This window comes from Giesbergeria giesbergeri, assembly GCF_054779375.1.
Genome location: NZ_BAAGYJ010000001.1, coordinates 149,077 through 161,182 on the forward strand (window position 1 = coordinate 149,077; position 12,106 = coordinate 161,182).

Sequence of the window (12,106 nt, forward strand, 5' to 3'; positions counted from 1 at the left end):
TGACTCAGCGCAACACACCCGCTTGCAAGTAGCCCAACACCATTACCGCTACTTGCAATAGCACCAGCAACACCAGGGGAGCAAAGTCCACGCCCCCCACCAAGGGCATCAGGCGACGCAGGGGCCGCAGCAGCGGCTCGCTCAGTCGGTCAATCACGTCGGCCAACACCGAACGTGTCTGCACCCAAGACATGACCGCATGGATGATGATCAGGCCCGTCATGCCCGTCAGTGCCACACGCACCAAACCAAATAGCGCCAACCACGGCAGCCAAAGCAATCCGGCCCCCGCCCCAAGCAACAGCCAGAGCAGCAGGTATTGCAGCAACTCCACCAATGCAGCCGCCAACAAGCTAGCGGTATCGATACGGCCCAATGGTGGAATAACTTTGCGCAAAGGCAAAATCAGCCAATCGCTCAGGGCGAACACCATTTGCCCCACCGGATTACCAAAAGGTATGCGCTGCCATTGCATGTACAGGCGCAGCAGGCAGGCACCACAAAGCAGGCCAGCGGCCACATCAAGCAGGAAAGAAACAATCTGGTAAAGCATGTGAGTGGCAAATCTTGGAGCGCATGGTGTAAGTAGGATGATAACGACAACTTTTTTCAACACCGTGATGCCTGCCCCTCTCACCCTTCATTCTTTGCCCTTGTTTCCACTCCAAGTGGTGTTGTTTCCTAGCGGTACGTTGGCGCTACGGGTCTTTGAAGTGCGCTATTTGGATATGGTGCGCAAATGCCAACTGGCGGGGGCGCCTTTTGGTGTCGTGGCCTTGCAGCAGGGCCAAGAGGTGCGCCGTGCTGGGGCAGGCCCAGAGCAATTCCATGCCGTCGGAACGCTGGCACGCATCGTGCAGGCGGCCTCACCCCAACCTGGTCTGATCCAGCTGCAGGCACAGGGCAGCCAACGCTTTCATATCACTGGGCACCAACTGCTGCCCCACGGTTTGTGGGTGGCCGATGTGGCTTTAATACCCGCAGACCCACTCGTGGCAATCCCGGCCGATTTGGCAGGCATTGCCCAAGCCTTGGCGCAAGTGCTCGACTCTTTGCGCGAACGCGATCCCAACCATCCTTTGCCTGTGCCCACTGCGGCCCAATTGCAAGATTGTGGCTGGGTGGCTAACCGTTGGTGTGAGCTGTTGCCTGTGCCCTTGGCATTGCGCCAACAGTTGATGGCCTTGGACAACCCCTTGCTGCGACTGGAATTGGTGGGTGATGTGCTGGAGAAGACTGGAATTGTCGGCTCCTGAAGCTATGTCGCCCCCTGGTATATGCCTGACCCCATAAAATCGACCGTTTGGCTGTGAACAGCCCCTTTTTTACGTCCCGCACTGACGGCACTTATGTCTGACCATCTCCACGCCTCCCCCTCCCAAGACGAAAACCAACTCATGGCCGAGCGCCGCGAAAAACTGCGCGCCTTGCGCGAATCCGTGCAAAACGGCGCAGGCGTGGCCTTTCCAAACGACTTCAAGCCAGCCCACCATGCCGCCCACTTGCAGCAAGAGTACGCAGGCACTAGCGCCGAGGCATTGGAAACACAACCCGTGACGGTCTCGGTGGCTGGGCGCATGATGCTCAAGCGCGTAATGGGCAAGGCCAGCTTTGCCACCGTGCAAGACGGCTCTTTGGGCAGCACCGGGGGCCGAGTGCAGTTGTATGTCACGCGCGATGCACTGGGCGAAGACCTCTATGCGGCCTTCAAGCACTGGGACTTAGGCGATATTGTGGGTGCCGAAGGCACACTCATGAAAACCAAGACAGGTGAGTTGTCGATCAAGGTGACGCAACTGCGTCTGCTCACCAAGAGCCTGCGTCCCATGCCCGACAAGTTCCACGGCATTCACGACCAAGAAGTCAAATACCGCCAACGCTATGTCGATTTGATGACCGACGAATCGGCCCGCCGCCGTTTTATTGCACGCAGCAAGGCCGTCAGCGGTATCCGCGACTTTATGGTGCAGCACGACTTTCTGGAAGTAGAAACCCCCATGCTGCACCCCATTCCCGGTGGGGCCAATGCCAAGCCGTTTGTCACGCACCACAATGCCCTAGAGCAAGAGATGTACCTGCGCATTGCGCCCGAGTTGTACCTCAAGCGCCTATTGGTGGGTGGCTTTGAGCGGGTGTTTGAAATCAACCGCAACTTCCGCAACGAGGGTATCTCGGTACGCCACAACCCTGAGTTCACCATGATGGAGTTCTACGCGGCCTACTGGAACTACCGCGACTTGATGGACTTTACCGAAGCCCTGGTGCGCGATGCGGCCATGAAGGCCGTTGGCTCGTTGGAGTTGTCGTACCAAGACCGTGGCGTGGATCTGAGCCAGCCGTTCCAGCGCCTGACCATTCGCGAGGCCATTTTGGCGCACACCGAAGCCGGTGAGAATGTGGACGATGCCGCTTGGCTCATCACTGCCTTGCAAAAGCTGGGCCTGAGCGAAGCCAAAGACCGCTTGTCACAGCGCAGCTTAGCCAGCTTGCAAGTGCTGTATTTTGAAGAAACCGTAGAAGACAAGCTCTGGCAGCCCACCTTCATCATGGAGCACCCGACCGAGATCAGCCCCTTGGCGCGTGCCAACGACCAGCGCCCCGAAGTGACCGAGCGTTTTGAGCTGTACATCACGGGCCGCGAGTTTGGCAACGGCTTTAGCGAGCTCAATGATGCCGAAGACCAAGCGGCACGCTTTCATGGCCAAGTGGCCAACAAGCATGCGGGCGATGATGAGGCCATGTATTACGACCACGACTTTGTGCGTGCGCTGGAATACGGCATGCCCCCCGCCGGGGGTTGCGGTATTGGCATCGACCGCCTGATGATGCTGCTGACTGACAGTGCCAGCATCCGCGATGTGATCCTGTTCCCGGCGCTGCGCCGCGAACTCTGACGCACCCCAGAGTGAATGGCCCCGTGGCATGAGCATTCGGCGTAACTGGCGCTCACAACTGCCCGAATGGGTACAAGACTGGCTGGAAATCATCATTCCAGGCGGGCAAATTGTGCTCATTCTGCTGGCGGCCTGGGCCTTGCAGCGGCTGGTGCTGCGGGTAGTAGATCGGGCAGGCGCCCACTACCAAATGCCGCCGAAGCTGATGATGCCCATCAACGGCCTATTGCGCTGGACCATTCTGTCCAGCGCACTGTTGTTGGTACTGGAGCGCCTGGGGGTTTCGGCTACGGTATTGTGGACAGCCTTTACCGGCTTTGCCACAGTGGGCGCCGTGGCCTTCTTTGCCGCTTGGAGCGTACTCTCCAATTTATTCTGCGCCCTGTTGATTCTTACTGTGGGGCCGTTCAGTCTAGGCGACACCATTGAACTGCTCGACACTGCCGAGAAACCCGGTGCCAAGGGCCGGGTCATCGACATCAATCTGCTCTACACCACACTGGAAGACAGTGCCGCACCCGGCACCTTGCTGCAAATTCCCAATGCCCTGATTTTCCAACGGGTACTGCGCCGCTGGAAAAGCGAAGAGGTAGAGACCACTGGTGACCATCCCAGCACGGCAACAACAGTGCCTGCGACGCCAGAAAAAACCAACTCCCACTAACACAACCCGGTGCTGTACCGACCACAGCCCCTCGCCAGCAGCAAAGCATGGGCATGCACAGTCTCTTGCCGCCCTAGGTGCTCGTCTGCCTTGCTCCGGGGTCTTGGTGTGTGCTGACAGAACAGCCCCGTCTGGACTGTCATACGGCTGCCATACGGCGTCTGAAGAATGGCTCCTTTTTGCATTCCATTGCCCTTTGGAGCCTTGCATGACTGTACCCAGCACCTACGATGACAACGAAATCGTCAACCCTTCCAGCAACCTGCACATGGACGCGCTGATCGCTGCACGCCTGAGTCGCCGCCAAGCACTCAAAGGCGGGATGAGCGTGACGGCGGCCGCCTTGCTGGGCAGTGTGGGCCTGAGCGCCTGTGGTGGTGGCTCCGACGATGCCGCATCGTCTGATGGACTGCAACTGGGCTTTAGCGCCGTGGCCAAAAACAAGAATGACTGGGTCACAGTGCCCGAGGGCTACCAAGTCAGCATCTTGCACGCGCTGGGCGACCCACTGCAATTTGGTGAAGAATCGTGGAAGGGAGATGGCAGTGAAAGCGCCGACTCCTACCTGCGCCGTATTGGCGATGGTCACGATGGCATGTATTACTTTGGCCTGTCAGACGACGGCAAGTTCCATGCCGATCGCTCAGACCGTGGCTTGCTGGCCGTGAACCACGAATACGTCGTCGCCCCCTACGCCTTACATCCCAATGGCATGACTGCGGGGGCTGCCCGCCTGCCTGCCGAAGTAGAAAAAGAAATCTATGCCCACGGTGTCAGTGTGGTGGAGGTCAAGCGCAGCAGTGGCAACGACATGGCGATGGTGCGTGGCTCGCGCTTTAACCGCCGCATCACCTCGGCTACCGACATGGCATTCACTGGCCCCGTACAAGGCCATGCTTTGGTACGCACTAAGTTTTCACCCGATGGCCTCCAGACCCGCGGCACCAACAACAACTGTGCCAATGGTTACACCCCTTGGGGCACTTACCTGACCTGTGAAGAAAACTGGCTCAATGTGGTCAGCCGCGCTGCAGGCGACGATGCCAAGCGCAGCGCCAAAGAAGTGGTGGCCCTGAAACGTTACGGCCTGCCAGAAAACCGCCAAAGCCCCTACCTGTGGGACACCGCTGGCAGCGATGATTTGTTTGCTCGCTGGACATCTTCCGTCACTGGGGCCAACGCCCAAAACGACTACCGCAACACAGCCAACACCTTTGGCTGGGTGGTAGAGATTGACCCCTTTAACCCCGAGTCTACCCCCGCCAAGCGCAGCGCGTTGGGTCGGTTCAACCATGAAGGTGCTTGGCCCGCACCTGCCGTGGCCGGCCAGCCCATCGTGATTTATATGGGCGACGATGCGCGCAACGAATACATCTATAAGTTTGTCTCTAAAGCCCTGTGGAACCCACAAGACGTCAACGGTGGCATGGCTATAGGTGCCAAATACTTGGATGAAGGCACGCTGTATGTGGCCAAATTCAATGCCGATGGCAGCGGCCAGTGGCTGGAATTGAGCTATGGCAAGAACGGGCTGGATGCCAACAACACCTCCTACCCCTTTACCGATCAGGGTGATGTGGTGGTTCATGCCCGCTTGGCCGCTGACAAAGTAGGTGCCACAAAGATGGATCGCCCTGAATGGGGTGCTATCAACCCGCGCAATGGTGAGGTGTATATGACCCTGACCAACAACAGCAACCGCGTGGCCCCCAGCGCCACCCCCACTGGCAGCCAACTCAAACCCGATGCGGCCAATCCACGCTACTACAGCGACAGCTACACCAACAACGATGGCAGCAGCAAGAGCAACAAGGGCAACCCCAACGGTCACATCATCCGTTGGCGCGAAAATGGGGGCAGCAGTGCAGCCACGGCGTTTGCGTGGGATATTTACCTGTTTGCCGCCCAAGCCGATGCGGCGGGTGATGTCAACCTCTCGGGCTTGAGTGCGGTGAACGATTTCTCCAGCCCCGACGGCCTGTATTTTGACCCACGCGGCTTGCTGTGGATTCAGACCGATGACGGTGCATACACCGATGTCACCAACTGCATGATGCTGGCCGCCGTGCCCGGTCAGGTGGGTGATGGCGGTGTGGTCACTGCCGCTGGTGGCACAGCCACACGCAAGGGAGCCAACGCCTCGCCGGACAATCTACGCCGCTTTTTGGTCGGCCCCAAAGACTGCGAAATCACTGGCGTAGCCCTCACCCCCGATGGCAAGACACTGTTCTTCAATGTGCAACACCCCGGTGAGGACGGCAGCCTGAGCCAGCTAAACAGCCATTGGCCTGCCAGCCAGACCAACCCCGCAGCCACCCAGCGCCCCCGCTCGGCCACCGTGGTGGTCACGCGCACCGATGGTGGGGCTATCGGTCTTTAAGCAGTCAGTGACAAAAGCCTACTGGTTCACACCAGTAGGCTTTTTTGTTGGCACTTTAAAACGTACTATCGAGCTTGGTATCTGGCAAATCGACATCCGCAGCCTGTGGCGGCTCAAAGCAATCACGGAACGTGAACACAATGGAGCTAAAGAACATGGCCGCCATGATCATGGCCAATGCCACCATCAGGCCCGCCATCACTCCGGGGCTAAACAGGCCCAACCCCGCCAGCAGTGCGCCGACCAAGCTCATCAACACCCCCCCCAGGGCAAACGCGCCGAGCCAGCCCAAGCCAAAGCAGATAAAGGCTGTGATGTTGCGGCCACAGGCCACCAAGCTAAAAAATAGGCTCTTGACTGGTGGTACCCCATGCCAATGCACCAAACCTGGCGCATGCCAAAACAGCAGCGATAACGGCAGGTACAGCAGCATGGCTAACCACATGGCGTGTTGAAAATCATCGCTATTGGCCAGCTCTGCCGTCATGGGAATATGACCCAGATAGACCCGTGCAAACAGGCCGCCATCGACCAGCGCCGACAACGCCATCACCAACAAAAAGCCCACGGCATACATGCCACCCAGCACCAGCATGTGGCGCAGATGCTGGCGCCCCGTGCGAAAAGCCACCAGCAGCACCGCTGGTGTGGGAAAGCGCCCCTGCATCGCCTCGGCGGCAGCCACCATCATGGCAAGTGTGGCCGAAGGCAATAGGCCCAATGCCAGCGCCGGACCAATCAAGGGCACGATGGACGCCAACGACATGGAGGCCATCGTCATGAAAAACAACGCGGCAATGGCCATCGGCTGGCGACGGAATACGCTGATCCCCCCCTTGACCCAGGTGAGGCCAGTGGTGGCAGGGACGATGCGAAGTTTCATAAGCGAAAAGGGTATCAGAGCGCCAAGGGCTGGGCAATGCGCTGGCGTAACACACGCTCAAAATGGGTGGGATCGTGGGGCTTGAGCAGGGAGGCTTCACGCGGCAGGTGAAAATCCCACAGGCGCGAAATCCAGAAACGCAAAGCTCCTGCCCGCAGCATGGCATTGAGCAGCTCGCGCTCGGCTGCTGTGAGGGGCCGCACCGCCTGATAGGCACGCAGCATGGCCCCAGCGCGCACGGCATCATGGCTGCCAGTGCTTTGGTCAATACACCAGTCGTTCAGGCACACCGCCAAATCGAACATCCAAGTGTCGACCCCGGCAAAGTAGAAGTCAAAAAAGCCCGTGAGTGCCTCGCCATCGAACATCACGTTATCACGGAACAGATCGGCATGCACTGGGCCACGCGGCAAAGCCGTATAGGCCGAAGATGCAGCGACATGGTTTTGGTAGGACAGCTCAGACTGCAACAGAGCGGCCTGCTCGGGCGCAAGGTAAGGCAGCACCACGGGCACGGTCTCGTTCCACCACGGTAGACCACGCAAATTGGGTTGCTGGCGCTCGTAGTCGCGCCCAGCCAAATGCATTCGTGCCAGCATGTCGCCCACAGCAGCACAATGCACGGGTTGGGGTGCCAGTTCACTCTTGCCGCTGAGGCGGTTGACCAGTGCAGCGGGCTTGCCACAGACGGTGTGCAAGATCTCACCATGCTTATCAGCCCGTGGGTCGGGCACTGGGATGCCCGCATGGGCCAAATGCTTCATCAGGTGCAGGTAAAACGGCAACTGCTCAGCCGTCAGACGCTCAAACAGCGTGAGCACAAACTCGCCCTGGTCGGTGGTGAGAAAGTAATTGGTGTTCTCAATGCCGCCTTCAATGCCACGCAGGGCTTGCAGTTCTCCGAGTTGCAACCGGCGCACCAGAGTACGCGCATCTTTCAGGGGGACTTGGGTAAATACGGCCATCGCTCAACAGACTAGGGGAAATGGGCTAGAAAAAAACGCCACAGCGCAACCCAACCCACACGGGCTTGGCAACGCACGGGCAAAAATCAAAACTGCTTGAGATTCCAGACACGGGTGCCGGTATTGGTTTCGGCACCATTGCGGGGGCGGTTGCGCACACCGTCAGAGGGCTGCACTTCGTAGGCAGGCAGGTCACCCACTTTGGGCTGAACGGTGATGCTTTGCGTTTGGCCGCCGATGCGCAATTCATCTACACGGCTACCACCATCTTCCACATGGATGCGCTCGGTGCGTTGTTCCAGACGACTGCCCTTAGACTCGGCGTCTGGCAAGCTCTCGCGTGGGTTGGACACCGCTTTGCGGCCCAGAGAATCGGTAGTTTGGGCCAAGGCCGGGCTGGCTATCAGGGCCAGCAGCAGAAGGTGAGTGACAGCGCGCATGGCGCGATTGTAGGCGGCCCCTGCACAGGCGGGGCTGTGCCATGCACAATCGCCCCTATGAGCAAGCCTAAAACCTTGGTGCTGGTGGATGGTTCCAGCTACCTTTACCGTGCCTACCATGCCATGCCCGACCTGCGCGCCGTGCCGGGCGATCCTCACAGCCCTGCAACTGGGGCTATTCGGGGCATGATCAACATGTTGCAGGCGCTGCGCCGCGAACATCCTGCCGATTATGCCGCCTGCATTTTTGATGCGCCCGGCCCCACCTTTCGTGATGCGATCTATCCTGCCTACAAGGCCACACGCAGCCCGATGCAAGACGACTTGCGCGCACAAATTGCACCCATCCACGAAGTGGTGCGCCAACTGGGCTGGAACGTGCTGGCTGTGCCGGGCGTGGAGGCCGATGATGTGATTGGCACCTTGGCCCATACAGCGGCGCATCAAGGCATAGATGTGATTGTTTCCAGTGGTGATAAAGACCTGAGCCAGTTGGTCAATCAGCATGTCACCATCATCGACACCATGAACGGCAAGCGCCGCGATGTGGCTGGTGTGACGGCAGAATTTGGCGTGCCCCCGGCGCTGATGGTAGATTTTCAGACCCTGGTGGGCGACACCATAGACAATGTGCCCGGCGTGCCCAAGGTGGGGCCAAAGACGGCTGCCAAATGGTTGCAGGAATATGGTTCACTGGAGGCACTCATTGCACAAGCCGACCAGATCAAAGGCGTAGTGGGGCAGAACCTGCGCGCCAGCTTGGGCTGGCTGCCCACAGGCCGCCAGTTGGTCACCATCAAAACCGATTGCGATCTGGGCGACTGGGTGCCCGGTCTGCCCGCACTGAATGCCTTGGCAATGGGTGAACCCCAAACCCAAGCTTTGTACGATTTTTACCAGCACTATGGGTTCAAGGGATTGGCGCGGGCGCTGACACCGGCAGCAGCCCCTGCGCCCACACCACCGGCCAAGGCGGCAGTATGGGCACGGGGTGAGAGTGGCGACCTGTTTGCCGATCCCCCTCCCATGCTGCCCACTCAGAACACCCCATCTTCTGGGGCAGAAGGGGATCTGTTTGCCCTCCCCAATGCCACAGAGTTGGCACAGGCAGTAGAGCACCGCACCTTGGTATATGACACCATTGTGGATTGGGCTACGTTTGAGCGTTGGCTGACCAAAGTGCAGGCAGCAGAGCTGGTAGCCCTTGACACCGAAACCACCGCACTGGACGCCATGCGTGCCGAACTGGTGGGCATCAGCCTGAGCGTGCAGCCGGGCGAGGCTGCCTATATACCGTTGGCCCACACGGGCCCAGAGGCTCCAACGCAGTTGCCATTGCTCGACGTATTGGAGCGCCTGCGCCCGTGGCTGGAAGATGCCCGCCATGCCAAACTGGGCCAGCACATCAAATACGACCGCCATGTGCTGGCCAACTACGGCATTGAGGTACGTGGCTACCAACACGACACCATGCTGCAAAGCTATGTGCTGGAGGTGCACAAGCCGCACAACCTGAGCAGCTTGGCCGAGCGCCACTTGGGGCGCAGCGGCATCAGCTACGAAGACCTGTGCGGCAAGGGCGTGCATCAAATTCCGTTTGCACTGGTCGCCGTGGACCAAGCCGCCGCTTATGCCTGCGAAGACGCTGACCACACGCTGGACGTCCACCAAGCACTGTGGCCACTGCTGGCCGCCCATGACAAGCTGCGCACCATTTACGAATTAGAAATCGCCAGCAGCGAGGTGCTCTTCCAGATGGAACGCCACGGCGTGCAGATTGATGCACCGCTGTTGGCACAGCAAAGCCAACAACTGGGCGAACGCATTGTGGCCTTGGAACAAGAAGCGTATGTGCTGGCTGGGCAACCATTCAACCTGAGCAGTCCCAAACAGTTGGGCGAGATCTTTTTCGACAAACTAGAGATGCCGGTGGTAAAAAAGACCGCCACTGGGGCACGCAGCACCGACGAAGAGGTGCTAGAAAAGCTGGCGCTAGACTACCCGCTGCCTGCCAAAATTTTGGAGCATCGCTCCTTGAGCAAGCTCAAAGGCACCTACACCGACAAGCTGGCAGGCATGGCACACCCGCGCACGGGGCGCGTGCATACCCATTACGCCCAAGCCGTGGCCGTGACCGGGCGCTTATCGAGCAATGAGCCCAATCTACAAAACATCCCAATCCGCACCCCCGAAGGGCGGCGTGTGCGCGAGGCCTTTATTGCGGCCCCCGGCTGCGTCATTGCCAGTGCCGACTACAGCCAGATTGAACTGCGCATCATGGCGCACCTGAGTGGCGACCACGCACTGCTGCACGCCTTTCAGCACGGTTTGGATGTACACCGGGCCACCGCTGCAGAGGTATTTGGCGTCAGCGTGCATGAAGTCACGCAGGAGCAACGCCGCTACGCCAAAGTGATTAACTTCGGCCTGATTTATGGCATGAGCAGCTTTGGGCTGGCCCGCAATTTGGGCATAGACCAAACAGCTGCCAAAAACTACATTCAGCGGTATTTTGAGCGTTACCCCGGCGTCAAGCAGTACATGGACGACACCAAAGCCCAAGCCAAGGCAATGGGCTATGTAGAAACCGTGTTTGGCCGACGCCTGATGCTGCCCGAAATCAACTCCCCCAACGGCCCACGCCGCGCCGCCGCCGAGCGCGCCGCCATCAATGCGCCCATGCAAGGCACAGCGGCAGATTTGATCAAAATGGCCATGGTGGCAGTACAAAAAGCACTAGAAGCGCAAAAGCCCGCCATCCAAATGATCATGCAGGTACACGATGAATTGGTGTTCGAGCTGCCTGAAACCGAAGTGGACTGGCTGCGCCAGCAGGTACCCCGCCTGATGGCGGGTGTCGCCAGCCTGCGCGTGCCCTTGCTGGCCGAAATCGGTGTAGGGCCCAACTGGGAGCAAGCCCACTGAGGGCAGCCACCTCAACGCCAAGCAGCGGCCACCAATTGGCGGTAATGGGTGGCCGTGCGGCCCAACAGATCGGCCAAATCTGCCGGATTGCCCACATTGTCAGTGCCCAGCATCGCCAAGGTTTCGCTGCACCAAGGAGAGGCGGGCACCGCATCCCCCAAACGGGCGCTCACACGGGTAAGCCAAGGGGGCATACGCAACACCCAAGCTGGGCCATAGCCCAGTTGCTGGCGCAAACTGGCAATAAACTGTCCCATCGTCAAGGATTCGGGGCCAACACATTCAACCATGCCCGCTGTTTGTGGCGCCGCACCCAGCAAAGCCACAACGGCAGCAGCCAGATCGTGTACCGATACGGGCTGCACGCGCGCATCCAGCACCGGCCCCGGCAACAACACTGCTGGCAACCGAGCCAAATTCATGAAGAGGGCGCTGCTATCGCCACCCCGGCCAAACACCACGCTGGGGCGCAAAATGGTGGGTTGCAACTTGTGCTGTGCTGCCAACGCCCACAACCGATCTTCTGCCGCGCGCTTGGTGCTGGCGTATTGCGTAGCACTGCCATCAATGCCCAATGCCGAAATCTGCACCACCCGCTGCACGCCGGCTTGGGCGCAAGCTTCAAACAGCGCAACGGGGGTGTCGCGGTGTACCGCTGCAATCGGGCGTGTACGGCTGTCGCGCAGCACCCCCACCGCATTGACCACCGCATCTATGCCTTCGAGCCGCGGCAGCCAGAAGGTGGGCACCGTGTCGTGGGCAAAATCCATCGGTACTTGCAAGGCATTGCGGGGGGATTGGCGCGGTGAGATGCCGCCATACACGGTGTGTCCAGCTTGGGTCAGGGCAGCGTGCAGGGTCTGGCCGATAAAGCCTGTCGATCCGGTCAGAAGGATGCGCATAGTGAAGCTTTCTATGGAGTGGAATGGTCTTTGCAGGACAATCGGACACAATC

The 12,106-nt window shown here is 59.3% G+C and carries 10 protein-coding genes; 5 read left to right on the plus strand and 5 right to left on the minus strand.

The genetic code is table 11. The features are described from left to right. Positions 1–4 precede the first annotated feature (4 nt). Positions 5–553: a YggT family protein gene (locus ACYVB2_RS00665; RefSeq protein ID WP_382431527.1), complete on the minus strand. Its 549-nt coding sequence runs from the start codon at positions 551–553 to the stop codon at positions 5–7. A gap of 67 nt (positions 554–620) precedes the next feature. Here ACYVB2_RS00665 and ACYVB2_RS00670 point away from each other — a divergent pair, with 67 nt between their 5' ends. The 4 genes from ACYVB2_RS00670 (at position 621) to ACYVB2_RS00685 (ending at position 5,938) form a co-directional block, all read left to right on the plus strand. Next, on the plus strand, positions 621–1,256 hold the full coding sequence (locus tag ACYVB2_RS00670; protein WP_382431525.1) for an LON peptidase substrate-binding domain-containing protein: 636 nt from the start codon (positions 621–623) through the stop codon (positions 1,254–1,256). Between the two features lie 93 nt (positions 1,257–1,349). Further along, a complete protein-coding gene (lysS, locus tag ACYVB2_RS00675; protein WP_382431523.1) occupies positions 1,350–2,894 on the plus strand; it encodes a lysine--tRNA ligase in 1,545 nt (514 codons plus the stop codon). Positions 2,895–2,922: 28 nt separating this feature from the next. Next, complete coding sequence (locus ACYVB2_RS00680; RefSeq protein WP_460534841.1) at positions 2,923–3,558, plus strand: mechanosensitive ion channel family protein; 636 nt, start codon at positions 2,923–2,925, stop codon at positions 3,556–3,558. Positions 3,559–3,766: 208 nt separating this feature from the next. Next, positions 3,767–5,938, plus strand: a complete 2,172-nt coding sequence (locus tag ACYVB2_RS00685; protein ID WP_382431521.1) for a PhoX family protein — start codon at positions 3,767–3,769, stop codon at positions 5,936–5,938. A 55-nt stretch (positions 5,939–5,993) separates the two neighbouring features. On the opposite strand, the gene ACYVB2_RS00690 is transcribed toward ACYVB2_RS00685, so the two are convergent. The 3 genes from ACYVB2_RS00690 to ACYVB2_RS00700 form a co-directional block, all read right to left on the minus strand. Next, complete coding sequence (locus tag ACYVB2_RS00690; RefSeq protein ID WP_382431519.1) at positions 5,994–6,821, minus strand: BPSS1780 family membrane protein; 828 nt, start codon at positions 6,819–6,821, stop codon at positions 5,994–5,996. 14 nt (positions 6,822–6,835) lie between these two features. Next, positions 6,836–7,786, minus strand: a complete 951-nt coding sequence (locus ACYVB2_RS00695; RefSeq protein ID WP_382431517.1) for a homoserine kinase — start codon at positions 7,784–7,786, stop codon at positions 6,836–6,838. A gap of 86 nt (positions 7,787–7,872) precedes the next feature. After that, entirely contained in the window at positions 7,873–8,226 is a 354-nt protein-coding gene (locus ACYVB2_RS00700; protein WP_382431515.1) for a hypothetical protein, read from the minus strand. A 57-nt stretch (positions 8,227–8,283) separates the two neighbouring features. Here ACYVB2_RS00700 and polA point away from each other — a divergent pair, with 57 nt between their 5' ends. Further along, the gene (gene polA / locus ACYVB2_RS00705) at positions 8,284–11,151 is read left to right on the plus strand and encodes a DNA polymerase I (RefSeq protein WP_382431513.1); all 2,868 of its coding nucleotides are present in this window, start codon (positions 8,284–8,286) and stop codon (positions 11,149–11,151) included. Between the two features lie 11 nt (positions 11,152–11,162). On the opposite strand, the gene ACYVB2_RS00710 is transcribed toward polA, so the two are convergent. After that, on the minus strand, positions 11,163–12,053 hold the full coding sequence (locus tag ACYVB2_RS00710) for an NAD-dependent epimerase/dehydratase family protein (RefSeq protein ID WP_382431511.1): 891 nt from the start codon (positions 12,051–12,053) through the stop codon (positions 11,163–11,165). Positions 12,054–12,106 lie beyond the last annotated feature (53 nt).

What these genes read in the sequence shown, in the direction of transcription:
- ACYVB2_RS00665 (WP_382431527.1), bottom strand. Translation starts at nt 553, where the DNA reads ATGCTTTACCAGATTGTTTCTTTCCTGCTTGATGTGGCCGCTGGCCTG.
- ACYVB2_RS00670 (WP_382431525.1), top strand. Translation starts at nt 621, where the DNA reads ATGCCTGCCCCTCTCACCCTTCATTCTTTGCCCTTGTTTCCACTCCAA.
- lysS (WP_382431523.1), top strand. Translation starts at nt 1,350, where the DNA reads ATGTCTGACCATCTCCACGCCTCCCCCTCCCAAGACGAAAACCAACTC.
- ACYVB2_RS00680 (WP_460534841.1), top strand. Translation starts at nt 2,923, where the DNA reads ATGAGCATTCGGCGTAACTGGCGCTCACAACTGCCCGAATGGGTACAA.
- ACYVB2_RS00685 (WP_382431521.1), top strand. Translation starts at nt 3,767, where the DNA reads ATGACTGTACCCAGCACCTACGATGACAACGAAATCGTCAACCCTTCC.
- ACYVB2_RS00690 (WP_382431519.1), bottom strand. Translation starts at nt 6,821, where the DNA reads ATGAAACTTCGCATCGTCCCTGCCACCACTGGCCTCACCTGGGTCAAG.
- ACYVB2_RS00695 (WP_382431517.1), bottom strand. Translation starts at nt 7,786, where the DNA reads ATGGCCGTATTTACCCAAGTCCCCCTGAAAGATGCGCGTACTCTGGTG.
- ACYVB2_RS00700 (WP_382431515.1), bottom strand. Translation starts at nt 8,226, where the DNA reads ATGCGCGCTGTCACTCACCTTCTGCTGCTGGCCCTGATAGCCAGCCCG.
- polA (WP_382431513.1), top strand. Translation starts at nt 8,284, where the DNA reads ATGAGCAAGCCTAAAACCTTGGTGCTGGTGGATGGTTCCAGCTACCTT.
- ACYVB2_RS00710 (WP_382431511.1), bottom strand. Translation starts at nt 12,053, where the DNA reads ATGCGCATCCTTCTGACCGGATCGACAGGCTTTATCGGCCAGACCCTG.